Annotated in this window: 19 protein-coding genes; 6 read left to right on the top strand and 13 right to left on the bottom strand. The window is 69.6% G+C overall.

Annotation, left to right across the window (positions count from 1 at the left end):
* Window positions 1-119: 119 nt before the first annotated feature.
* Together BR39_RS0121395 and BR39_RS0121390 are read left to right on the top strand one after the other, a co-directional pair.
* Entirely contained in the window at window positions 120-1,118 is a 999-nt protein-coding gene (locus tag BR39_RS0121395; protein ID WP_051696005.1) for an AraC family transcriptional regulator, read from the top strand.
* Between the two features lie 39 nt (window positions 1,119-1,157).
* Window positions 1,158-1,862 (top strand): DUF2185 domain-containing protein, encoded by a 705-nt coding sequence (locus tag BR39_RS0121390; RefSeq protein ID WP_051696003.1) that lies wholly within the window; start codon window positions 1,158-1,160, stop codon window positions 1,860-1,862.
* An 81-nt stretch (window positions 1,863-1,943) separates the two neighbouring features.
* Here BR39_RS0121390 and alaS read toward each other — a convergent pair whose 3' ends face one another.
* Together alaS and recA are read right to left on the bottom strand one after the other, a co-directional pair.
* A complete protein-coding gene (gene alaS / locus BR39_RS0121385) occupies window positions 1,944-4,592 on the bottom strand; it encodes an alanine--tRNA ligase (RefSeq protein WP_029916010.1) in 2,649 nt (882 codons plus the stop codon).
* A 456-nt stretch (window positions 4,593-5,048) separates the two neighbouring features.
* Window positions 5,049-6,122: a recombinase RecA gene (recA, locus tag BR39_RS0121380; protein WP_029916009.1), complete on the bottom strand. Its 1,074-nt coding sequence runs from the start codon at window positions 6,120-6,122 to the stop codon at window positions 5,049-5,051.
* A 286-nt stretch (window positions 6,123-6,408) separates the two neighbouring features.
* Between recA and BR39_RS0121375 the strand changes: the two genes are divergently transcribed.
* A complete protein-coding gene (locus BR39_RS0121375; protein WP_029916007.1) occupies window positions 6,409-8,013 on the top strand; it encodes an EAL domain-containing protein in 1,605 nt (534 codons plus the stop codon).
* 143 nt (window positions 8,014-8,156) lie between these two features.
* Here the strand turns inward: BR39_RS0121375 and BR39_RS0121370 are convergent, their stop codons facing one another.
* Window positions 8,157-9,983: a DUF885 family protein gene (locus BR39_RS0121370; RefSeq protein WP_029916004.1), complete on the bottom strand. Its 1,827-nt coding sequence runs from the start codon at window positions 9,981-9,983 to the stop codon at window positions 8,157-8,159.
* 142 nt (window positions 9,984-10,125) lie between these two features.
* Window positions 10,126-10,503 (bottom strand): DUF4440 domain-containing protein, encoded by a 378-nt coding sequence (locus BR39_RS0121365; protein WP_029916003.1) that lies wholly within the window; start codon window positions 10,501-10,503, stop codon window positions 10,126-10,128.
* A 77-nt stretch (window positions 10,504-10,580) separates the two neighbouring features.
* On the opposite strand from BR39_RS0121365, the gene BR39_RS0121360 reads away from it, so the two are divergent.
* On the top strand, window positions 10,581-11,099 hold the full coding sequence (locus BR39_RS0121360) for a GNAT family N-acetyltransferase (protein WP_029916000.1): 519 nt from the start codon (window positions 10,581-10,583) through the stop codon (window positions 11,097-11,099).
* A gap of 5 nt (window positions 11,100-11,104) precedes the next feature.
* Here BR39_RS0121360 and BR39_RS0121355 read toward each other — a convergent pair whose 3' ends face one another.
* From BR39_RS0121355 to BR39_RS0121345, 3 genes are all read right to left on the bottom strand, one after another.
* Window positions 11,105-11,536, bottom strand: a complete 432-nt coding sequence (locus BR39_RS0121355) for a hypothetical protein (RefSeq protein WP_035018844.1) — start codon at window positions 11,534-11,536, stop codon at window positions 11,105-11,107.
* Between the two features lie 106 nt (window positions 11,537-11,642).
* Complete coding sequence (cckA, locus tag BR39_RS0121350) at window positions 11,643-13,742, bottom strand: cell cycle histidine kinase CckA (protein ID WP_035018879.1); 2,100 nt, start codon at window positions 13,740-13,742, stop codon at window positions 11,643-11,645.
* 150 nt (window positions 13,743-13,892) lie between these two features.
* A complete protein-coding gene (locus tag BR39_RS0121345) occupies window positions 13,893-14,330 on the bottom strand; it encodes a MarR family winged helix-turn-helix transcriptional regulator (protein ID WP_029915994.1) in 438 nt (145 codons plus the stop codon).
* Between the two features lie 82 nt (window positions 14,331-14,412).
* Here BR39_RS0121345 and BR39_RS0121340 point away from each other — a divergent pair, with 82 nt between their 5' ends.
* Window positions 14,413-14,766, top strand: coding sequence for a hypothetical protein (locus tag BR39_RS0121340; protein ID WP_029915992.1), 354 nt, complete (start codon window positions 14,413-14,415; stop codon window positions 14,764-14,766).
* A 109-nt stretch (window positions 14,767-14,875) separates the two neighbouring features.
* A complete protein-coding gene (locus tag BR39_RS0121335; protein WP_081916945.1) occupies window positions 14,876-16,288 on the top strand; it encodes a glycoside hydrolase family 28 protein in 1,413 nt (470 codons plus the stop codon).
* 147 nt (window positions 16,289-16,435) lie between these two features.
* Here BR39_RS0121335 and flhB read toward each other — a convergent pair whose 3' ends face one another.
* From flhB to BR39_RS0121305, 6 genes are all read right to left on the bottom strand, one after another.
* Complete coding sequence (gene flhB, locus BR39_RS0121330) at window positions 16,436-17,518, bottom strand: flagellar biosynthesis protein FlhB (RefSeq protein ID WP_029915988.1); 1,083 nt, start codon at window positions 17,516-17,518, stop codon at window positions 16,436-16,438.
* Window positions 17,519-17,530: 12 nt separating this feature from the next.
* Window positions 17,531-18,286, bottom strand: a complete 756-nt coding sequence (gene fliR / locus BR39_RS0121325) for a flagellar biosynthetic protein FliR (RefSeq protein ID WP_029915986.1) — start codon at window positions 18,284-18,286, stop codon at window positions 17,531-17,533.
* Window positions 18,287-18,295: 9 nt separating this feature from the next.
* Window positions 18,296-18,559 (bottom strand): flagellar biosynthesis protein FliQ, encoded by a 264-nt coding sequence (gene fliQ / locus BR39_RS0121320; protein ID WP_029915984.1) that lies wholly within the window; start codon window positions 18,557-18,559, stop codon window positions 18,296-18,298.
* Between the two features lie 274 nt (window positions 18,560-18,833).
* Window positions 18,834-19,325 carry a RidA family protein gene (locus tag BR39_RS0121315; protein ID WP_029915982.1) on the bottom strand — a complete coding sequence of 164 codons (492 nt, stop codon included), beginning with the start codon at window positions 19,323-19,325 and terminating at the stop codon, window positions 18,834-18,836.
* Window positions 19,326-19,386: 61 nt separating this feature from the next.
* A complete protein-coding gene (locus tag BR39_RS0121310; RefSeq protein ID WP_029915981.1) occupies window positions 19,387-19,779 on the bottom strand; it encodes a cytochrome c in 393 nt (130 codons plus the stop codon).
* Window positions 19,780-19,820: 41 nt separating this feature from the next.
* Window positions 19,821-21,425 (bottom strand): flavin monoamine oxidase family protein, encoded by a 1,605-nt coding sequence (locus BR39_RS0121305; protein ID WP_029915979.1) that lies wholly within the window; start codon window positions 21,423-21,425, stop codon window positions 19,821-19,823.
* Window positions 21,426-21,476: the final 51 nt, after the last annotated feature.

Below are 21,476 nucleotides of genomic sequence, written 5' to 3'. Positions count from 1 at the left end.
GCAGGGATGGCGGCGAGGCGCGCTGCGGGTCTCGCCGATTTGGAATTCGGCGAGAGATATTTTCCGCCGGCCGCGTGGGCCGGTGGACAGGGCCGGGCCCCGAGGGGCACTTTCGCCGCATGACGACCTTCAACGCTTCGATCGCGACCGTGGAGAAAGGCTTCCGACCGTGGCGGCCACGCGGCCGGCTGCAGGTCCATGCGACGATCGCGGCGGCGTCGTTCGTCTGCTACATCCTCGGCCGCCTTCTCGAGGGCGGCGCCGCGATGGCCTTCTCGCTGATCGGCGTCGGCGCCTGCGGCTGGGCCTGGCTGGTGGCCCGCGCCCTATTCGATCCGGCCCCGCGCGACGCGCGATGGGCGCGCGTCGTCGGTCTGGTCCTGGCGCTGAGCGGCGCGCTATCGGTCCTGGCCCCCGCGGGCGGCATGGTCGGGCGCGTCGCCGACAGCCTCTACACGCTCAGCGGCTCGGCCGCCCTGCTGCTGACCTTCGTCGAGCCCTTCCATCGCTACACGCCCGACCTGCCGGTCGGCGAGAAGCGGTTCCGGTTCGCCTTCGTCACGGTCTACGCCGGGCTGGTGGCGGTCTCGGTGCTGGGTCTGCGCGCCGTGGGCGACGGACCCGGCGAGGCGCTACGGGACGACCTGGTCAAGAGCGCCTGCGCCCTGACGGGCCTGGTGGCCGTCCTGGTCGCCGTGCGGTTCCGCCTGGGCCATCCGCTGGCGGCGCGGACCGCCCGCCGCGCCCCGACCGAGGACGACGCGCGCCTGGCCGAGCGCCTTCGGCGGCTGCTGGTCGAGGAAGCTGTCGACAGCCGGCCCGAGCTCAAGATCGGCGACGTCGCCGCGCGGCTGGGCGAGCCCGAGCACCGGGTCTCGCAGTGCATCAGCACGGCGCTGGGCTTCGCCAACTTCAACCGCTGGATCAACCACCACAGGATCGCGCGGGCCAAGGGCATGCTGGCCGCGCCGGACGAGCGGCGGTCGATCCTGGAGATCGCCTTCGCCTGCGGCTTCGCCTCCCTGGGCCCCTTCAACCGCGCCTTCCGCGACGAGGTGGGCACGACTCCGCGGGACTATCGCGCGACGATGCGGGCGGGCGCGACGGCCGCAGGCTAGGTTTGCCGGGCGGCGCTCCACACGCTAACGATCAGCGCCATGAGGACGCTTCTCGACCGCATCCACGACCTGCGACGTCGGCTGTTCGGACGCTATGAACTGGACGATCCACGCCCCATCGCCCGCGAGGCCCCTTACACCTTCCATCTGCCGCCGGAAGATGAATTGCGGGCGTTGGCGGTCGGCGATCACGCCAAGCTGATGTTCCGCGGTGATCCGCCGGGCCGGGAATGGGCGGTGGAGCGCATGTGGGTGCAGATCGTCGAGATCGGACCCGACCACCTTCTCGGCGTCCTCGACAACGTCCCCAACGACATGCCGCAGCTGAAGGTCGGCGCCACGGTGCGCTTCGCCCGCCATCATGTGATCGACATCGACTGGGCCGACCCCGCCAGGGCGCCGGCGCGCGCACCCGAACGCCAGGTCTGGGATCGCTGCATGGTCGATCAGCACGTCGTCGATGGCGACGCCCCTGTCGGCTACCTCTATCGCGAGGAGCCCGATCTGGCCGAAGACGGCGACCGCTTTCCCGACAGCGGCTGGCGCATCCGGGCCGATGAAAGCGGCTTGGCGAAGGGCGAGGTCGAGGCTCGCGGACCGACCTATGTCGCGATCGGCGTCGTGCTGAACCAGGACGACAGCTGGATCCATCTGCTGGACGAGCCGATCGGCTCCGCCTTCCTCCGCGATCCCGACACGGGACTGTTCGTGCGGGAAGAGCGTCGTCAGGAAGATGAGGCCTAGGGAAAGGCGGGCCGGCCCAAACAAAAAGGACGGCCCGGCGGCGAGCCGGACCGTCCTTGTGTCGTGCGCTTCGGACCGGGCTTAGCCGGCCAGAGCGGCCTTGATGGCGTCCAGGCCGTCCTGGGCCTTCGACGCATCGGGCGCGCCGCCCTGGGCGAAGTCGGGCTTGCCGCCGGCGCCCTGGCCGCCCATGGCGATCACGGCGGCCTTGGCCAAGTCGGCGGCGCTGAACTTGCCGGTCAGGTCGGCGGTCACGGCCACGGTGACGGCGGCCTTGCCGTCGGTGGTCCCGACCAGGGCCACGACGCCGGAGGTCAGCTGCTTCTTGAACTCCTCGGCCACGCCGCGCAGCTCCTTGCCGCCGACGCCGTCCAGGACGCGGGCGATCAGGGCCGTGTCGGCGACATCCTCGGGGCCGGCCGCGCCGCCGCCCGAGCCGCCGCCCAGGGCCAGCTGCTTCTTGGCCTCGGCCAGTTGCTTCTCCAGGGCCTTGCGCTCGGCGACCAGGGCGTCGACGCGGGCCAGGACTTCGGCGACCGGGGTCTTGAACTGGTCGGCCAGGGCCTTGGCGACACCCGCCTGGTCCAGCAGGAAGCGGCGGGCCGCCTCGCCGGTCAGGGCCTCGATGCGGCGCACGCCGGCGGCCACGCCCTGCTCGGAGACGATCTTGAACAGGGCGATGTCGCCGGTGCGGGCCACGTGGGTGCCGCCGCACAGCTCGACCGAATAGGCCTTGGCCTCATCCGTCAGCGACTTGCCCAGGGTCAGCACCCGGACGCTGTCGCCGTACTTCTCGCCGAACAGGGCCACGGCGCCGGCCTCGATGGCCTCCTGCGGCGCCATTTCCTTGGTCTCGGCCGGGACGTTCTGGCGGATCACTGCGTTGACCTCGGCCTCGATGCGCTCGATCTCGTCGGCGGTCAGCGGGCCGCCGTGGCTGAAGTCGAAGCGCATGCGGTCGCCGTCGACCATCTGGCCCTTCTGGGCGACGTGCGGGCCCAGCACGTGGTGCAGGGCGGCGTGCACCAGGTGGGCGGCCGAGTGGTTGGAGCGGGTGGTGTGGCGCTTGGCGGCGTCGACCGAGGCCACGACCTGGTCGCCGACCTTCAGCGGGCCGGCCAGCTCGACGCGCTGGACGTGCAGGTCGCCGGCCTGCTTCTGGGTGTCGACCACGCGGCTCTCGACGCCGTTGGCCTCGATCACGCCGGTGTCGCCGGCTTGGCCGCCGCTCTCGGCGTAGAAGCTGGTGCGGTCCAGCAGGACGTCGGCGGTCGTACCGGCCTCGACCGACTGGACGGGCCCGCCGTCGACCAGGATGGCCTTCACCGTCCCGGTGGTCTCGGTGTTGTCGTAGCCGACGAAGTTGGTCGGGCCGTTGGCCTCGCGGATCGGGAACCAGGCGGCGGCCGCGCCCTGCTGGCCCGAGCCGGCCCAGTTGGCGCGCGCCATCGTGCGCTGGCGGTCCATGGCCACGTCGAAGCCGTCGGTGTCGACCGTCAGGCCCTTGGCGCGCACGGCGTCCTGGGTCAGGTCCAGCGGGAAGCCGTAGGTGTCGTAGAGCTTGAAGGCGGTCTCGCCGTCCAGCACCCCGCCGGCCGTCAGGTTGGCGGTGGCCTCGTCCAGCAGGCCCATGCCGCGGCCCAGGGTGACGCGGAAGCGCTCTTCCTCCTGGCGCAGGGTCTCGACGATGGAGGCCTCGGCGCGGCGCAGTTCCGGATAGGCCTGGCCCATCTCGGCCACCAGGGTCGGGGCCAGGCGGTGCATCAGGGGCTCCTGCGCGCCCAGCAGGTAGGCGTGGCGCATGGCCCGGCGCATGATCCGGCGCAGGACGTAGCCGCGGCCTTCGTTCGAGGGCGTGACGCCGTCGGCCAGCAGGAACGAGGACGAGCGCAGGTGGTCGGCGATGACCCGGTGCGACGGGGCCTGGTCGCCCTCGGCCTTGACGCCGGTCAGCTCGACGCTGGCGGCGATCAGGCTCTTGAACAGGTCGATGTCATAGTTGTCGTGCACGCCCTGCAGGACGGCGGCGACGCGCTCCAGGCCCATGCCGGTGTCGATCGAGGGCTTGGGCAGCGAGACGCGCTCGCCGCCGGCCATCTGCTCGAACTGCATGAACACCAGGTTCCAGATCTCGATGAAGCGGTCGCCGTCCTCATCCGGGCTGCCGGGAGGGCCGCCGGGGATCGAGGGGCCGTGGTCGTAGAAGATCTCCGAGCACGGGCCGCAGGGGCCGGTGTCGCCCATCGACCAGAAATTGTCGTTGGTGGCGATGCGGATGATGCGGCTGTCGTCCAGCCCCGCGATCTTCTTCCAGAGGTCCGCCGCCTCGTCGTCGGTGTGGTAGACCGTGACCAGCAGCTTGTCCTTGGCCAGCTTGAACTCGCCGGTCAGCAGGGTCCAGGCGTGGTGGATCGCCTGTTCCTTGAAGTAGTCGCCGAACGAGAAGTTGCCCAGCATCTCGAAGAAGGTGTGGTGGCGGGCGGTGTAGCCGACATTGTCCAGGTCGTTGTGCTTGCCGCCGGCGCGGACGCACTTCTGCGAGCTGACCGCGCGCGGATGGGCCGGGGTCTCGGCGCCCGTGAATACGTTTTTGAACGGCACCATGCCGGCGTTGACGAACAGCAGCGTCGGATCGTTCTGCGGCACCAGCGGCGCCGAGGGCGTGATGGCGTGATCGGCCGCGCCGAAATAGTTCAGGAAGGTGCTGCGGATCTCGTTCAGGCTGGGCATAGGTGTCTCGGATGTTCCGTACGCGTGTCCGGTCGAACCGGAAGTCGGCGCTGCATAGCGCGGTTTCAAGATTTGTGGAAACCAACTCGACGGGTTGAAGGCGGAATGCCGCGCTCGGTGCGGCCGTGTCGCCCCTCCCCCTGTGGGGAAGGACCTTGGCGCACCGACTTGCCCCGCCTGACCGCTTCGCGGTCTGTCCGCCCCCGTGGGGGGCGGAGGCTCGGTTCCGGCGGCCGGCTCAGCCCCCCTCCGTCATCCTGGGCTTCGCCCAGAACGACACCTCCCCCAGAGGGGGAGGACTAACGAAATCGGGCGCCTGGCATGGGGTCCAGGCGCCCGGGTCGCGGCCGGCCGTGGCGGTGTTCACGGCGGGCTATAAGGCGGGGTCGCCCGCTGTGGGCGGCGGCCGCGAAGCTTCCGGTCGGCGGCCCATGGGGGAGCCGCCGCCCGAAAATCCTATTCCTCTGCGTCGTCGTCCTCGGGACCGCCGACCAGCAGCTCTTCCTCGATCTTCCGCGACGACTGGCGGACCGCGGCCTCGATCTCGGCCGACAGGTCCTTGTTGGCCTTCAGGAACTCGCGGACGTTGTCGCGGCCCTGGCCGATGCGCTGGCTGTTGTAGGAGAACCAGGAGCCGGCCTTGTCGATGATCCCGGCCTTGACGCCCAGGTCGATGATCTCGCCCAGCTTGGAGATGCCCTCGCCGTACATGATGTCGAACTCGACCTCGCGGAACGGCGGGGCCACCTTGTTCTTGACCACCTTGACCCGGACGTTGTTGCCGACGATCTCGTCGCGGTTCTTGATCGAACCGGTGCGGCGGATGTCCAGGCGGACCGAGGCGTAGAACTTCAGGGCGTTGCCGCCCGTGGTGGTTTCCGGGCTACCGTACATCACCCCGATCTTGTGACGGATCTGGTTGATGAAGATGACGATGGTGTTGGCCTTGTTGATCGAGGCGGTCAGCTTGCGCAGGGCCTGGCTCATCAGGCGCGCTTGCAGGCCCGGCAGGCTGTCGCCCATCTCGCCTTCGATTTCGGCCTTCGGCGTCAGGGCCGCGACCGAGTCGACGATCACGATGTCGACGGCGCCCGAACGCACCAGGGTGTCGGTGATCTCCAGGGCCTGTTCGCCGTTGTCGGGCTGGGCCACCAGCAGGTTGTCGAGATTGACGCCCAGCTTGTGGGCGTAGCCCGGGTCCAGGGCGTGCTCGGCGTCGACGAAGGCGGCGGTGCCGCCGGCCTTCTGGCATTCGGCCACCACGTGCAGGGCCAGGGTGGTCTTGCCCGAGCTTTCCGGCCCGTAGATCTCGATCACCCGCCCCTTGGGCAGGCCGCCGATGCCCAGGGCGATGTCCAGGCCGAGCGAGCCGGTGGAGATGGCCTCCATCTCGACCTTGCCCTTCTCGCCCAGCTTCATCACCGAGCCCTTGCCGAACGCGCGATCGATCTGGGCCAGAGCCGCCTCGAGGGCGCGTTGCTTGTCGCCGTCTTCTTTGCCCACGAGTTTCAAAGCCGCCTGATTGCTCATTGGAGATATCCGCCCTTATTCCATGATTCCGACAGTCGGATCGGAGGTTCGCGACCGCCGCGCCCACCCGCCTGTGGAATGATTAACGCGTACATGTTTTGTTCCATGTTCGCAACATGTTCTTACTCTAGAGGCAGGGTACGTCAGAACCGGTCGCTTCGAGGGCGGCGCGTGCGACAATTCCTCGCGCCCCGGACCGACGCTGAAAGCGACTGAAAACGCCCCGGCTCAACCCGGCCTTAACGACGCCCCGCGATGCTGTCCCCCTTCCGGGGGACCTAAAGTCTTGTCGATCGATCCGCGCCGCCTTCTGGGCCTGGCCTTCGCCAGCGCCGACCTGCTTCTGGAAGTCGAGAACGGCCGCGTGAGCCTGGCGCTCGGCGCGGCCCAGCGGATCATGGGCCAGGACGAACGGACCCTGACCGGACGCGCCTGGCGCGACCTGTTCACCGCCGCCGACCGCCCGCTGATCGACGCGGCGACCAGCGCCACGGACGACGGCCAGCGACATGGCCCGATCACCGTCCGCATGGCCGGCGGCGCGGCGCGCCACGTGACCCTGGTCCTGCGCGCCCTGCCCGACAACGGCGGCCGGATCTCGGTCTCGGTCACCCCGGCCCCCGCCCCGTCCGGCCAGCTGGACGAGGAAGGCCTGCGCGGCCGCGAGGCCTTCGAGGACATCGCCCGCGGCCTGTTCGAGGCGGCGCACGTCACCGGCCTGGAGCTGGAGCTGGCCATGGTCGACTTCCTGGGCCTGGACGCCGTCCGCCAGCAGCTGTCCCAGCCCGAGGCCCGCGCCCTGGACCTGAAGCTGGCCGGCGCCGTGCGCGCCGAGTCGCACGCCGGCGCCATGGCCACCCGCCTGTCGCCCGACCGCTTCGCCCTGATGCGGGCCAAGCCCGACCATCCCGACGACATGGCCCAGCGCCTGAGCCGCGTCACGTCCGTCCAGGCGCAGGCCCACGTGGCGCCGGTGGACGGCGGCTCGGCCCCGGCCCGAAGCCTCAAGGCCCTGCGCTACGCCCTCGACGACTTCCTGCGCGAGGGCCTGAAGGACGCCCCGCCGCTCAGCCTGTCCGAGGCGATGAACCGTTCGGTCAAGCGCACCCTGTCGCGCGCCGGCGCCCTGGGCCTGGCGGTCAGCCAGCGGCGCTTCACCCTGGCCTACCAGCCGGTGGTCGACCTGAGGACCGGCGCGGCCCACCACCACGAGGCCCTGGTGCGCTTCGAGGACGGCGGCAGCCCGTTCCAACTGATCCGCATGGCCGAGGAATTCGACCTGATCGAGGAGCTGGACCACGCGATCGCCGAGATGGCGGTCAAGCGCCTGGCCGCCGACCGGACCGGCGCGATGAAGCTGGCGATCAACGTCTCGGGCCGCACCATCGTCAACGAGGGCTTCGTCGACCACATCGGCCGCCTGCTGGCCAAGAGCGACATGGCCAAGGGGCGGCTGATCTTCGAGATCACCGAGACCTGCGCCATCGACGACCTGCCGCGCGCCAACCAGCACATCCAGGCCCTGCGCGGCCTGGGCTCGCTGGTCTGCCTGGACGACTTCGGGGCCGGCGCCTCGTCGTTCGCCTATCTGCAGGAACTGAGCCTGGACATCGTCAAGATCGACGGCCGCTACGTGCGGGAGCTGGCCGGCAACGGCCGCGACGGGGCCATGGTCCGGAGGCTGGTCGAGCTGTGCCGCGACCTGAACATCCGCACCGTCGCCGAGATGGTCGAGACCGCCGAGGTCGAGGACGTGGTCCGCAAGGCCGGCGTCGACTTCGCCCAGGGCTGGCTGTTCGGCAAGCCGTCCGACCAGCCGCAGCCGGCGCTGAAGCTGACGCCCGTGACCCCGGCCGCGCGCCGGGCGGGGGTCTCGGAAGGCTGGGGGTAAACGATGACTCCCTCCCCTTCATGGGGAGGGTGGACGCGAAGCGGACGGGTGGGGCCTGCTGACTCGTCTTGCTGACTCAGCATGCCCCACCCACCAGCTTCGCCGGTCCCCCTCCCCACAAGGGGGAGGGAAGATTTCCTGGCCTACTTCCCCGCCTTGGTCTTGGCGATGTAGTCGTCGACCACCTTGTCCAGCACGGTCAGCGGGGTCATGCCCGCCAGGATGCCGGCGTCGTGGAACTGGCGGATGTCGAACTTCTTGCCCAGGGCCTTCTTGGCGCGCTCGCGGGCGCGCAGCCAGGTGATCTTGCCGATCATGTAGCTGCAGGCCTGGCCCGGCCAGACGACATAGCGTTCGATCTCGGTGATCGTGCCGCTCTCCTCGTCGCCCATGGTCTCGGCCATGTACTTCACGGCCTGCTCGCGGCTCCACTTCTTGTAGTGCATGCCGCTGTCGACCACGAGGCGGACGGCGCGGAACAGGGCGTCGTGCAGCATGCCGATGTGGCCGCGCGGGTCGCTCTTGTAGATGCCCATCTCGACGGCCAGCTGCTCGGAATACAGCGCCCAGCCCTCGGCGTAGCCGGAGTTGCCGATCGTCTTGCGCAGCAGCGGCAGGCCCTGCGCCTCGTTCGACAGCGACAGCTGCAGGTGGTGGCCCGGGACGCCCTCGTGCACCGTCAGGGTGGTCAGGGTGTACTTGGCCTGCTCCTTGGTGTCGCGCAGGTTGATCCAGTAGATGCCCGGGCGCTTGCCGTCCAACGAGGGCGAGTTGTAGTAGCCGCCCGGCGCGCCGGCCTCGATGGCCTTGGGCACCCGGCGAATCTCCAGCGGGGCCTTGGGCAGCTGGCCGAAATAGGCCGGCAGCTGCTTCTCGATCCATTGAGCCTTGGCGTTCAGGTCCTTGATCAGCTGTTCCTTGGCCGCGTCGGTGTTCTCGTAGATGTCCTTGCCCAGCTCGGCCATCCGCTCGCCGACCGTGCCCTTGGTCATGCCGATGCTCTTGAACAGCTTGTCGGCCTCGGCGCTGATCGACTTCACCAGGTCCAGGCCCAGCTGGTGGATCTCGTCCGGCGTCAGGGTGGCGGTCGTGTAGTTCTTCAGCGACACGGCGTAGTAGTCGCCGCCGTCCTTCAGGCGCCAGACGCCGGCGTCGTGCGTGGCCTTCGGACGGACGCCCTCCAGCAGGGCGATCTGGCGCTTCAGGGCCGGCAGCACCGAGTTCTCGTAGATCTTGCTGGCCTCGCCGGCCCAGTCGCCGGCGATGGTCTTGGCCTTGGTCCGGCGGGCCACCGACAGCACCAGCGGCGCCTCGGCGGTCGGGGTGTCGGCGAAGGCCTTCATCTGGACCAGGGCCTTGTCGATGATGAAGTCCGGCGGGATCACGCCGTCGGCGTAGTCGCGCTTGGCGATCTCGGACTCCTGGTCCATCAGCCGCGCGAAAGCCTCCATGCGCGACAGATAGGCGTCGGCGTCTTCCTTGGTCTCGATCGAGTGCTGGGTGTCGAGGAAGTCGGGATACGACTGGTAGGCGCCGGTCAGCTGGCTGAGCACGTACGGCGCGCCCGAACCGCCGCCGGCGTAGGTGAATTTGGTGTTGCCCTCGTCCTGCACCGCCAGGGTGAACTCGACGGTGTCGTAGTTGACCACGTCCATGCCGGTCAGGGCCTTGCGGTCGATGGCGCGCAGGTCGGCCAGCTGCTGCTTGGTCTGGGCGACGCCGGCGGCGATCGCGGCCCACGAGCGGTCGGCCAGCTGGGCCTTGGTCCAGGCCAGGTCGCCGACGTCCAACCCCAGGCTGGTGGCCGTCTCGGGCGACTGGCGCAGCTGCTTGGCCATGATGGCGTCGAGCAGGGCGTTGAGCTTGGCGCTCTCGCCCGAGACGGCGGCCTGAGCGAGCGCCAGGCCCGGGGTCGCGGCGGCCAGGCCGACGGCGACGGTGGACAGCAGCATCTGACGGCGGTTTTGCAAGGCGGGGTCCCCTTCCCTCGAAATGTTTGACGCAAAGGCGTAGAGGCCCTTGCCCCTCGCGGCAACGGCGCCGGTATTAATTTCGCGTCATCTTGCGGCGGAGCGCACGTTTCGTGCGGCCGGCGGCCTGGCGCCCAGTCCCTCAGCTCAGCGTCACGAACAGCTCGTTCTCGATCACCCACTGGCCGGTCACCTTGCGCCAGGTGGCCAGGTAGGTCCCGCGGGTGTCCGGGACGCCCCGCGTGGTCCCGACCCAGGTCCCCTGCTCGGCGGCCCGGTCGCCGGCGGCGTCCAGCTCGATGCGGTCGGTGGTGCGGACATAGGCGACGAAGGCCGGGTCGGCGAACTGGGCGGCGAAGGCCTCCAGCATGTCGCGCGCCCCCAGGATCAGCGAGCCGTCGCCGACGATCACCTTGATGTCCGGCGCGAAGAACGGGGCCAGCCGACGGGCGTCCTTGCCGGCGATCAGCTTGTTGGTCAGCTTGCGGCGCGCGGCGATGGCGTCTTGCGGCGTGGTCATGCTCGTATCCGGGCTCTCTGGTCCGTGGCGGGCGGGCCGCCCCGGTATAGGCTGGCGCGTCAACTTCCGGAAAGCCGATGATTCCCCCGACCCTGACCACCGCCCGCCTGACCCTCAGCCCGCCCCAGGCGTCCGACTTCCAGGACAGCGCCGCGATGTGGGGCGACCCGATGGTGACCCGCTTCATCGGCGGGCGAACCTCGACGCTCGAGGAGAGCTGGCAGCGCCTGCTGCGGGCCCGGGGGCTGTGGGCGGTGCTGGGCTACGGCTACTGGGCGGCGCGCGAGACGGCGACCGGCCGCTATGTCGGCGAGATCGGCTTCGCCGACTTCCACCGGGGGATCGAGCCCTCGATCGACGGCGTGCCCGAGATGGGCTGGGCCCTGGCCAGCTGGGCCCACGGCCGAGGCTTCGCCACGGAGGCGATCGCCGGCGCCCTGTCCTGGGCCAAGGGCCAATGGGGCGACGCGCCCGTGGTCTGCATCATCGACCCCGACAACGCCCCGTCCCTGAAGCTGGCCTACAAGATGGGCTTCCTGGAGGTGGCGCGGACCACCTATCGCGAAGCGCCGACGGTCCTGCTGCAGCGGGGGTGATCCCGCTATCGCGTCGCCAGAACCGGCGTCCGGGCCTGGTCCCGCCGGCTCGACCAGGCGCCGAACCCGATGCAGGCCAGGATCCCATAGCTCCAGAGCGCCATGCTCAGCCGGAAGGTGTCGAGGGTCACCCTGAAATCGATCGCGGTGGCCACGTGCGAGGCCACGATGAGCAGGATGAAAGCCGTCGCCACCGCCGTCCAGATGCGGCGGGCGTCGAGCGACGCCCAGGCGAAATAGACCAGGGTGGCGCTGTCGATGCAGAAGATCGCCAGGCCGGCGCCGCCCGGAAGGTGGAGCTTGCTGACCACCAGGGACGCCACCCACGAGGCCAGGAACGAAACGCCGAACCTCCGCGCCGCCCGGTCGCCGGACTTCACGGCGAAGACGGTGGTCCCCACGGCCAGGCCGAGGGAGATCATGGTGTGAAGCTGCAAGCGTCCCCCGACGGCGGCGATATGTCCGCCGGGGCCTTACCTCACGCCGCGCGCGGCCGACAGAAACCCCAGGTCCGGTCGTCCGACGGCGCCCGTTTCACGGCAGCTAGGCCGCCTGCAGCTGCTGCTTGACCCGTTCGGCCAGGGTCTTGATGTCGATGGGCTTGGGCAGGAAGGTCACGCCGGTCTCGCCTTCCAGCAGGTCGCTGAACTCGGCCTCGGCATAGCCGCTGATGAACATCACAGGCGCGTTGCCCAGATAGCCGCGGGCCTTCTTCAGCAGGGTCGGGCCGTCGATGCCGGGCATGATCACGTCGCTGATCAGCAGGTCGATCGTGCCGGCGTTCTCCTCGGCGATGATCAGGGCCTCCTCGCCGTCGCTGGCCTCCAGGACCTCGTAGCCGCGGGCGCGCAGCAGGCGGGCGGCGACGCCGCGCACGGCGTCCTCGTCCTCGACGAACAGGATGCGGCCGGCGCCCGACAGGTCGCGGGCGGCGCGGGGCTTGGCCGCTTCCGGCGCGGCGGCGGCGGCCGCGGCGGCCGCTTCCTGAGCCGGGGTCGGCTCGTGCACGGGCAGGAAGATGCGGAACGCCGCGCCCTCGCCCGGACGGCTGTGGACGTGGATCCAGCCGTCGCTCTGCTTGACGATGCCGTAGACGGTGGCCAGGCCCAGGCCCGTCCCCTCGCCCACCGGCTTGGTGGTGAAGAACGGGTCGAAGATCTTGCCCATCACCTCGGGCGGGATGCCGGGGCCGTCGTCGCTGACCTCGATGAAGGCCTGATCGCCCTCGGCGCCCGGGAAGCCCAGGCTCTGGGCCTCGTCCTGGGTGAGGCGGGCGGTGCGGATGCGCACGACGCCGCCGCCCTTGGCAGCCCGCACCGCGTCGCGGGCGTTGACGGCCAGGTTCATGACGGCGGTCTCGAGCTGGCTCTTGTCGGCCCGCACCTGCGGCAGGTCGCGGCCGTAGTCGGTGATCAGCTTGACGTCCTCGCGCAGCAGGCGGCGCAGCAGGACCTCGAACTCGCTGATCAGCTCGCCCAGTTCCAGCACCTCGCGCTGGACGGTCTGCTTGCGGCTGAAGGCCAGCAGCTTGCGGACCAGGTCGGCGGCGCGAACGCCCGTCTGGCGGATCTCGTTGAGGCCCTCGTACGAGGGATCGCCCACCGGGTGGCGGTGCAGCAGCTCGTCCAGGCGCAGCTGGATGGCGGTCAGCAGGTTGTTGAAGTCGTGGGCCACGCCGCCGGCCAGCTGGCCGATGGCCTGCATCTTCTGGGCCTGGGCCAGCTGAAGCTCCATCTGCTTCTGCTCGGACACGTCGATCAGATAGGCCACCAGCCGCCCGTCGGCGCGGTAGAGATAGAGGTGGGCGATGCGGGTCGGGTCGCGGGCCAGGCGCACCTCGAACGGACCGGCCTTGCCCTCGGCCAGGCGGGTCTCGGCCTCGGCCCGCGAGGGCGGGTCGATCAGGGCGCCGAACAGCGTCCCGGCCGGCACGGCGCCGGCCATGGCGGTCAGGGCCGGATTGGCTTCCAGGATGCGCGAGTTGAACGGGTCCAGCCCGTCCAGCAGGGCCGCGCCGAACGGCGAGGCGCCCGAGAAGGCGTCCAGGGTGCGCGGGGCCGGGGCGGACTGCGAGATCACCGGGGCCGGTGCGGCGGTCGGGACGAAGACCTCCTTCTCGATCACCGTCGGCAGGCGGACCAGCAGGCGGCCGCCGCGCAGGCGGGCGGCCTCGGCGCGACGCTCGTGGCCGCCGATGACCAGCGTCCCGTCGGCGCGCCCTCCTTCTCCCTTGGCCCCTTCGCGGGCCTTGACCAGGGCGGCGAACAGGCCGGCGCCGGCCGCGCCCTTGGGCAGGCGGCGGGCGTCGCCCACGGCCTGGGCCCAGGCGGCGTTGGCGGCCAGGATGCGGCCGTCGGCGGCGGTGAGGGCCGCAGGCTCCGACAGGGCGTCGACGAAGAGCTCGGCGCCCTCGGGCTCGGGATCGGTCACAGCGGTCGAGGCGCGGATGGCCACTAGGCCCAGGATCGCCACGCCGGCGACGCCGCCCAGCAGCAGCAGGCCCGCCAGGGTGGCGGGACCGGCCCGCAGGGCGGGGGCGGCGGCGAAGGCGGCGGCCAGGACGAGGAAGATGGCCGCGCCCCAGATCAGGAGGTCCGGGCGACGCTTCGCGCCGACGGAGTCTGTTGCGCCAAAGTCTTTCATGGGCGTCTCGGTCATGGTCGACCGAAATCCTTCTTCAGCCTTGCGGGCGTCCAGCCCATCGATTCGCGGGATAGAATACCCTTAACCCGCTCGCGGAGCGCGATCCGTGATCGATTCCTGATTCCGTGACCGGATTATGGTCGCCGCGACCTAGTCCGCCACGTGGGCGCGCAGCCGCAAAAGCAGCCCCCGCAACAGGTCGACCTCCGCTCCCGTCAGGTCGCCGCGCAGGCGGGCGTCGAAGCGCTCGGCCGTCTGGCGCAGCTGCAGGAACCGCGCCCGGCCCTCGGGGGTCAGGGCCACCTGGTGGGCCCGGCGGTCGGCCGCGTCGCGGGTGCGGGTGATCAGCCCCTGGGCTTCCAGGCCGTTCAGGTGGTGGGTCAGGGTCGGCCCCTGCACCCCCACGGCCTGGGCCAGCTCCGATTGGGGCTGATGGCCGCCGGGCATCAGCGAGCGCAGCACCAGCCAGGTCGACAGCGAGCCGCCCGCCTCGGTCATGGCGTCGTCGAACGCCCGCGCCACGGCCTTGGAGACCTGGGACAGGACGAAGCCGATCGGCGGGGCGGAAGGCGGGCCCGGAGGGTTCATGATTCGATAGATAGACGTCGAATGATTCGATGTCTATGAATATCGCCACCGCCAGAACGGCGGTCCGCGAAAGGATATCGCCATGACCATCGCCTTGATGCTGCTGCTGTCGCTCCACGTGCTGTCCGCCGTCTTCTGGGCGGGCTCGACCTTCGTGCTGGCCCGGACGGGCGGAAGCGGGATCGACGCCCTGCGTCGTCCACAGTTCGGCGCGGCGGGGGTCGCCATCGTCACCGGGGTCCCGCTGGCCGCCATCCTGCACGGCGGGGCCTTCGGCCGGCAGGAGCAGGTGCTGATGGTCGCCGTGGTCGCCGCCGTCACCGCCCTGGCCGTCCAGATCCTGGACCGCGCCAGCCCCGCCCGCAGCCAGCGCATCGCCGGCGGCCTGCTGATGATCACCATCCTGGGCATGGTCATCGCCCGCTACGTGGCGTGACCGCCGCCCCATTTTTTCGCGCGCGGATTTACAGCGGGGACTGATCGCCCAACACTCCCGAGGAAAGACACCGGTGTCAGAAACCGGCCGTCGCCTCGGGAGGCCCGCCATGACGAAGACCGCGCGCGACGACAGCGCCCCCTCCCCCAGCCGGCGCGCCGTGCTTTCGGCGGCCGGCCTGGGGGCCGCCGCCCTGGCGACCACCGCGACGGCCTCGACCGCCAAGACCGCCGCCAAGTCGACCGGGCTGCGCCTCGACCCGCGCGACTTCGGCGCCAAGGGCGACGGGACGACCAAGGACACGGTCGCCCTGCAGACCGCCCTGGACCGCTGCGCCGTGCTGGGCGGCGGGGTGGTGACGGTGCCGCCCGGCGTCTACCTGACCGGCGCGCTGCGCCTCGGCTCGAACACCACCCTGCTGCTGGACGAGGGCGCGACGCTGCAGGGCTCGCCCGACCTGGCCGACTATCCGGTGGTCCAAGTGCGCTGGGAGGGCCGCTGGACGCCGGGCCATGTCGGCCTGATCTGGGCCCAGGACGCGCGCGGTGTCACCATCGCCGGCAAGGGCCGCATCCTGGGCTCCAAGGCCATCCCCGGCCGGGTCGACAAGGCCAGCGGCCTGCGCCACCCCGCCCTGCTGGAGTTCGTCGAGGTCCAGGGCCTGTCGGTCACCGACGTCTTCACCGAACAGAACGACATGTGGTCGATCCACCCGGTCTATTGCGACGACGTCCTGTTCCGGGGCGTGACGGTCCGGGGCGGGGCCGACGGGATCGACGTCGACTCCTGCCGCCGGGTGGTGATCGAGCGCTGCGACTTCGACACGGTCGACGACTGCATCTCGCTGAAGTCCGGCCGGGGCATGGAGGGCAACCTGATCGGCCGCCCCACCGAGGACGTGCGGATCAGCGACTGCGCGTTCCGCGACCACCGCTGGGCCTGCATCGGCATCGGCAGCGAGACCTCGGGCGGCATCCGCCGGGTGCTGGTCGAGCGCTGCCAATGCCTGGCCGCCTACACCTTCGCCATCTACATCAAGAGCCGGCCCGGGCGCGGGGCGTTCATCGAGGACATCGTCATGCGCGACCTCGACGTCTCGGGCGCCAGGGACGGCTTCCTGCGCCTGAACTTCCTGGACAGCGGCAAGCAGGACCCCTTCCCCGTCGCCGGCCCGGAGGGCGTGCCGACGGTGCGCAACTTCACCTTCGAGCGCATCAAGGTCACCGACGTCCCGGTGCTGGTCCAGGCGACGAACATCCATCCCGACAAGCCGCTGGACGGTTTCACGCTGAGGAACGTCACGGGCTCGGCGGGCAAGGGCATGAGCCTGGCCAACATGAGGAACGTCGTGCTCGACCATGTGGACGTGGCGGTGGCCGAGGGACCGAAGCTGGCGATCAGCAACGTCACGGGCCGGGGCCTGGCGGGCGCCGCGGCGCTGGAGCCGACGGTGCGGCCGGCGGACGTGGTCGCTGCGGAACCGCCGTATCGGCTGGGGATGATGTCGGGGAAGCCGAACTAGTCCGCCCCAACAGTTGTCATCCCGGAAGCGCGGAGCGCTTGTCCGGGATCCAAGGGAACCGCAAAGCATCAGCCCAGTCACCTGGGTCCCGGACAGCCCCTGCGGGGCTTCCGGGATGACAACTTTTGAATGCGATTATCTCGCCGGCTAGTCCGCCCAGGCCCGCTTGCGGTTCTGCTTGTTGCTCATCACGAAGCCGATGACCTTGGCCACGGCCTCGAAGTGTTCGGCGGGAATCTGCTCGTCGATGTCCATGGCGGCGTAGAGGGCGCGGGCCAGGGGCGGGTCTTCCAGCACGTAGACGCCGTTCTCCTCGGCGACGGCGCGGATCTTCAACGCCAGGTCGTCGACGCCCTTGGCCACGCAGATCGGCGCGGCGGTCTCGCCCTGCTCGTACTTCAGCGCCACGGCGTAGTGGGTCGGGTTCATGACGACGACGGTCGCCTTGGGCACGTTGGCCATCATCCGCTGGCGCGAGCGCTGCATGCGGATCTGCTTCTGCTTGCCCTTGACGTGCGGGTCGCCTTCCGACTGCTTCATCTCGTCCTTGACGTCCTGGACGCTCATCCGCATGCGCTTGTTGAAGCGCAGGCGCTGCCAGAACCAGTCGAAGCCGGCGGTGGCGATCAGGAAGATCAGCACCATCCAGAACATCTTCATGCACAGCTTCATGGACAGCGGCACGATCGCCGCCACGTCCATGCCGACCAGGGTGGTGATCTGGGCCGCGTCCGGCTTGATCACGAGCCAGGCGATGATGCCGGTGACGATGAACTTCACGGCCGACTTGGCGAACTGGACGAAGCCGTCCGGACCGAAGATCCGGCCCAGGCCCTTGATCAGGTCCAGCTTCTGGAGGTCGGGCTTGATCTTGTCGGCCGACAGCAGGAAGCCCGTCTGCGCCACGTTGCCCACCACGCCCATCAGGGCCGAGACCACCATCACCAGGACGATGGCCGGCAGGGCGGCCATGATCGCCATCTTGGCGATGGCCCGGATGCCGCCCTCGACGTCCATGGTCCCCGCATGGGCCAGGAAGGGCGTCAGGTTGCCGACCATGTCGCGGGTCAGCCAGCCGCCGGCGATGACCACGACGCCGAACGCGCCCGAGAGCGAGGCCAGTTGCGCGATGTCGGCGGATTTCGGGACGTCGCCTTTGGCGCGAGCGTCCGACAGCTTCTTGGCTGTTGGTTCTTCTGTCTTTGACGCGTCGTCCTGTTCGTCAGCCACGCCCGCGCCTCCCTAGTTGAACACCGACAGGAGTTCCCGATAGCGATCGGTCCACACCATGGCGATGCCGCCGAGCGAAAGGCCCAGCAGGGAAAGGCCCAGGATCACGCTGAGCGGCGAGGTGACGAAGAAGATCTGGAACGACGGCATGACCCGGCCGACCAGGCCGGTCGCCAGGTTGAAGACGATCGAGAACACCAGGACGGGCGCGGCCAGCTGCAGGCCCAGCTTGAACGAGTCCGCCACCGTGCGCACGGCCAGGGTGGCGGCGTCGTTGACGGGCACGGGGCGGCTGAACGGGAACAGGTCGTACGACTTGGCCATCGCCCCGATGAACAGGTGGTGCAGGTCGGTGACCATGATCAGGGTCAGGCCCAGCATCGACAGGAAGGTGGCCACGGCCGTGCTGCTGGGCGCGCCGGCCGGGTTGGTGGTCTGGGCGAAGGACAGCGAGGTCTGGATCGAGATCACCTCGCCCGCCGTGGTCAGCGAGCTGACGAACATCTTCAGGATCAGGCCGATCATCAGGCCGATCAGCACCTCGTGCAGCACCGCCCCGCCGATGGCGCCGACGCTGCTGGGCACCGAGACGATCGACTTGCCCACCAGCGGTGCCAGCAGCATGGCCATCAGCACGGCGAACGACAGGCGGATGCGCTGGGGCACCACGGTCTCGCCGATGCCGGGCATCAGCATGACCATCGCCCCGATCCGGGCGAAGACCAGGCCGCCGGCGTAGACCTGCAGGACTGTGGCGTAGCTGTCCAAGCCCCGCCCCTACATCCCGGCGATCTTGGCGGCGATCTGCCTCATGAAACCGGACATCAGCGCGCCCATCAGCGGCAGGAACAGCAGCAGCGAGACGAAGATGGCGACGATCTTGGGCGCGTAGACCAGGGTGGCTTCCTGGATCTGGGTCAGGGCCTGGAACAGGCCGATGGCCACGCCGACCACCAGGCCGACGATCAGGATCGGCGCGCACAGCTGAAGGGTCAGCCAGATCGCGTCGCGGCCGACATCCAGGACTTCGGCTCCGCTCATCGGATGGCCTCTAACTACGCGGTCAACGCGGGGACTTTAGGTGACTCGCACCTTCCTCCGTCATGGTTAACAGCCCGTTAGGCACAATTAACAGGGGACAGTTGCGCGCGTGGCGAAACGTCGCTCGGGCGGATGGCCTCTTCCCCCTTTGGGGGAAGACGATCGCGAAGCGATCCGTAGGGGGCAAGTGGGTCGTAGGGCCCCGAGGCTCACCGACTTGCCCCCACCTGACCGCTGCGCGGTCTGTCCGCCCCCCGTAGGGGGGCGGAGCGCCTTACTTCGGTTTCCGCGCCGCCTGGACCTCGATCTCGACCAGCATCCCCGGCTGGACCAGCGAGGTGATCTGGCTGGTGATGCGCGAGGGCTTGTTGGGCTGCTCGGGCGTGCCGAAGAAGGTCTTGTAGCTTTCCATCATGCCGGCGAAGTCCATCTTGCCGCCCTTGGCCGGGTCGCCGACCAGCAGCACGCGCATCATCACCACGTCGCCCATGGTCGCGCCCTGCGTCTTGAGCGCCTCCTCGATGCGCTTGAGCACGCCCAGGGTCTGGGTCTTGGTGTCGCCGAAGGTGGCCGTCAGGGCCGGGTCGCCCTTGGGGTCCAGCATCGGCGGGGTCATGCCGCTGACATAGATGGTGTCGTAGCCGGCCGGCACGGTCACCACGCTGGCGATCGGCGAGGTCGGCGAGCCGCCGCGGACGATGTCCTGGGCGTGGGCGGCGGTCCCGGCAAAGGCCAGCGCGGCGGCGGCGAGGATCAGGCGCTTCATGGTCGTCTCCTGTTGATTTGGGTCCGAAAGATCAAAGCCATTCCTCCCACCGCCCGATCGGCTAGTGGGCCTGCAGGCTGGCCGGCTTCTTGGAGGCCTTCAGCTTGGCGCGGGCGGCGGCGACGTCGGCGGCCGTCACCGGCTTGCCCTTGTTGCCCCAGGACGTGCGGATGTAGGTCAGGATCGCCGACAGGTCGGCGTCGTTGATGTCGTCCTTGAAGGCCGGCATGCCGGCGCGGCCCGACAGCACGGTGGCCGTCAGCGGGGCGGCGTCGCCCTGGACGAAGGGGTCGCCGGCCAGGGCCGGGAACGCGCCCTTCACCCCCTTGCCGGTGGTCTGGTGGCAGGCCGAGCAGTTGTCGTTGAACAGCGACTGCGGCGTGGCGGCCAAGGCCGTCGTGGAAGCGGCGGACACGGCCAGCAGGCCGCAAACGAAGGCGATCGAACGACTCATGGAAACTCCCCGAGGAACGGTGACGAAGGCATAGCGCGACTTCACGCCTTGATCACCCGCGCATGGATCTTGCCGATCTGCTGCCAGGCCGACTCGATGGCGCCCGCCTGCCAGCCGCCCAGATAGGTCAGGTGCTCGCCGGCCAGATAGACGCGGCCGTCGGGCTCGGTCAGGACCGGATAGGCGTTCTTGCGCCCCTCCTCGCCCCACTCGGCCCAGCCGCCCAGATTGAACTCGGCCAGGTGCCAGCTGAACGAGAAGGCGTTCTCGAAGTTCTCGGCGTATTCGGGGAAGATCTTCTGGCCGGCCGCCACGGCGAAGGCCGCGCGGTCGGCGGGGCTCTTGGCGCTGATCTTGGCCGCCTCGCCGCCGAACGCGTAGTAGCCCAGCAGCACGCCCTTCTGCCCCTGCCAGCCGGTGGACGGCAGGGTGATCGTGCCGATGCCCGGCATGTCGTTGTAGATGTGGCCGCCGTAGATGAAGTGGTTCTCCTCCCAGAAGCGGGTCTTCATCTGCAGGCCGATCTTGTTGACCGGCGCGTAGGACACGCCCGACATCGCCGCCTTGAACGGCTTGGAGAAGTCGGCGTCGACATTCTTGAGCACGCTGAGCGGGATGGTGCAGACGCAGTAGTCGGCCTCGATCACGTCCTGCTCGCCGAACTTGTCGCGGTAGGTGACCTTCACGCCCTTGTCGGACTGCTTGATCTTCTCGACCACGCACGAGTAGCGGATCATCGACCCGACGTGCTTCTCGAAGCCCTTGGCGATCTGGTCCATGCCGCCGATCGGCTGCAGCATGGTTCGCTGCTGCTCGTAGCCGGCGACCGAGCTCAGCACCCGCCAGGCCTTGGAGTGCAGCACGTCCGTCAGGCTGTAGGGCTTGGACGGCTTGCCCGGGCCCGGATCGACGCCGGCGCCGGGATGGACCTCGAAGCCCCGCCCCTCGGTCCCCGTATAGGCCAGGTCGGTCGGCGACAGCCGCCCCTCGTTGATCATGTAGGCCACGAAGAGGTCGCGGTCCTCGGGCGTCAGCGGCGCGTCGAGCTGGCCCTTGGAGGCGGCCTTGGCGATCAGCTCGGCGGCGTAGCCGCGGGCGTCGGCGGCGATCTCGCCCTTGCGGATCGGCTTGCCGGCCAGCGGGCCGTCGCCCTTCTCGAAATAGACGTAGGCCGCGTCGTTGTCGTTGACGAAGCTCTCCAGCTGCACCCCGAACAGCTTGGTGTAGTGCAAGGTCGAACGGTGGTGGTACGGGATCCGCCACGGGCCGTGGTTGATATAGAGCCCCTCGTCGAACTCGCAGGTCTGGCTGTTGCCGACCAGGTCGGTGTGCTGGAAGCCCTTGCGCGCCGTCTGGCAGCGGCCGCCGGCGAAGGACCGGGCCTCGATCACCTGGACGCTGTAGCCGGCCTTGGTCAGTTCGTAGGCGGCGGTCATGCCGGCCAGGCCCGCGCCCAGCACCACGACCTTGGTTCCCTTGGCGTCGCCTTCCAGCTTGGGCGGGGCGGCCTGGGCCGAGGCGAAACCGAAGCCCAGGGCGTCCATGCCGGCCATCGCCAGCGACACCCCGCCGAAGGCCGCCAAGCCCTCGAAAAACCGTCGCCGCGTCAGAACGCCACCCGACACGACCGTCGATTGATCACCCATACCGTCCCCGATTTTTCTTGTCGCGAAAGGCCGCCTGCGAGCCAGGCGATC

The organism is Caulobacter sp. UNC358MFTsu5.1 (assembly GCF_000712075.1).
GTDB lineage: Bacteria > Pseudomonadota > Alphaproteobacteria > Caulobacterales > Caulobacteraceae > Caulobacter.
This window is presented reverse-complemented; position numbering and strand designations above follow the sequence as displayed.

Coding starts and splice junctions, on each gene's coding strand:
- BR39_RS0121395 (WP_051696005.1), top strand. CDS start 120: ATGACGACCTTCAACGCTTCGATCGCGACCGTGGAGAAAGGCTTCCGA.
- BR39_RS0121390 (WP_051696003.1), top strand. CDS start 1,158: ATGAGGACGCTTCTCGACCGCATCCACGACCTGCGACGTCGGCTGTTC.
- alaS (WP_029916010.1), bottom strand. CDS start 4,592: ATGCCCAGCCTGAACGAGATCCGCAGCACCTTCCTGAACTATTTCGGC.
- recA (WP_029916009.1), bottom strand. CDS start 6,122: ATGAGCAATCAGGCGGCTTTGAAACTCGTGGGCAAAGAAGACGGCGAC.
- BR39_RS0121365 (WP_029916003.1), bottom strand. CDS start 10,503: ATGACCACGCCGCAAGACGCCATCGCCGCGCGCCGCAAGCTGACCAAC.
- BR39_RS0121360 (WP_029916000.1), top strand. CDS start 10,581: ATGATTCCCCCGACCCTGACCACCGCCCGCCTGACCCTCAGCCCGCCC.
- cckA (WP_035018879.1), bottom strand. CDS start 13,742: ATGAAAGACTTTGGCGCAACAGACTCCGTCGGCGCGAAGCGTCGCCCG.
- BR39_RS0121345 (WP_029915994.1), bottom strand. CDS start 14,330: ATGAACCCTCCGGGCCCGCCTTCCGCCCCGCCGATCGGCTTCGTCCTG.
- BR39_RS0121340 (WP_029915992.1), top strand. CDS start 14,413: ATGACCATCGCCTTGATGCTGCTGCTGTCGCTCCACGTGCTGTCCGCC.
- BR39_RS0121335 (WP_081916945.1), top strand. CDS start 14,876: ATGACGAAGACCGCGCGCGACGACAGCGCCCCCTCCCCCAGCCGGCGC.
- fliQ (WP_029915984.1), bottom strand. CDS start 18,559: ATGAGCGGAGCCGAAGTCCTGGATGTCGGCCGCGACGCGATCTGGCTG.
- BR39_RS0121315 (WP_029915982.1), bottom strand. CDS start 19,325: ATGAAGCGCCTGATCCTCGCCGCCGCCGCGCTGGCCTTTGCCGGGACC.
- BR39_RS0121310 (WP_029915981.1), bottom strand. CDS start 19,779: ATGAGTCGTTCGATCGCCTTCGTTTGCGGCCTGCTGGCCGTGTCCGCC.
- BR39_RS0121305 (WP_029915979.1), bottom strand. CDS start 21,425: ATGGGTGATCAATCGACGGTCGTGTCGGGTGGCGTTCTGACGCGGCGA.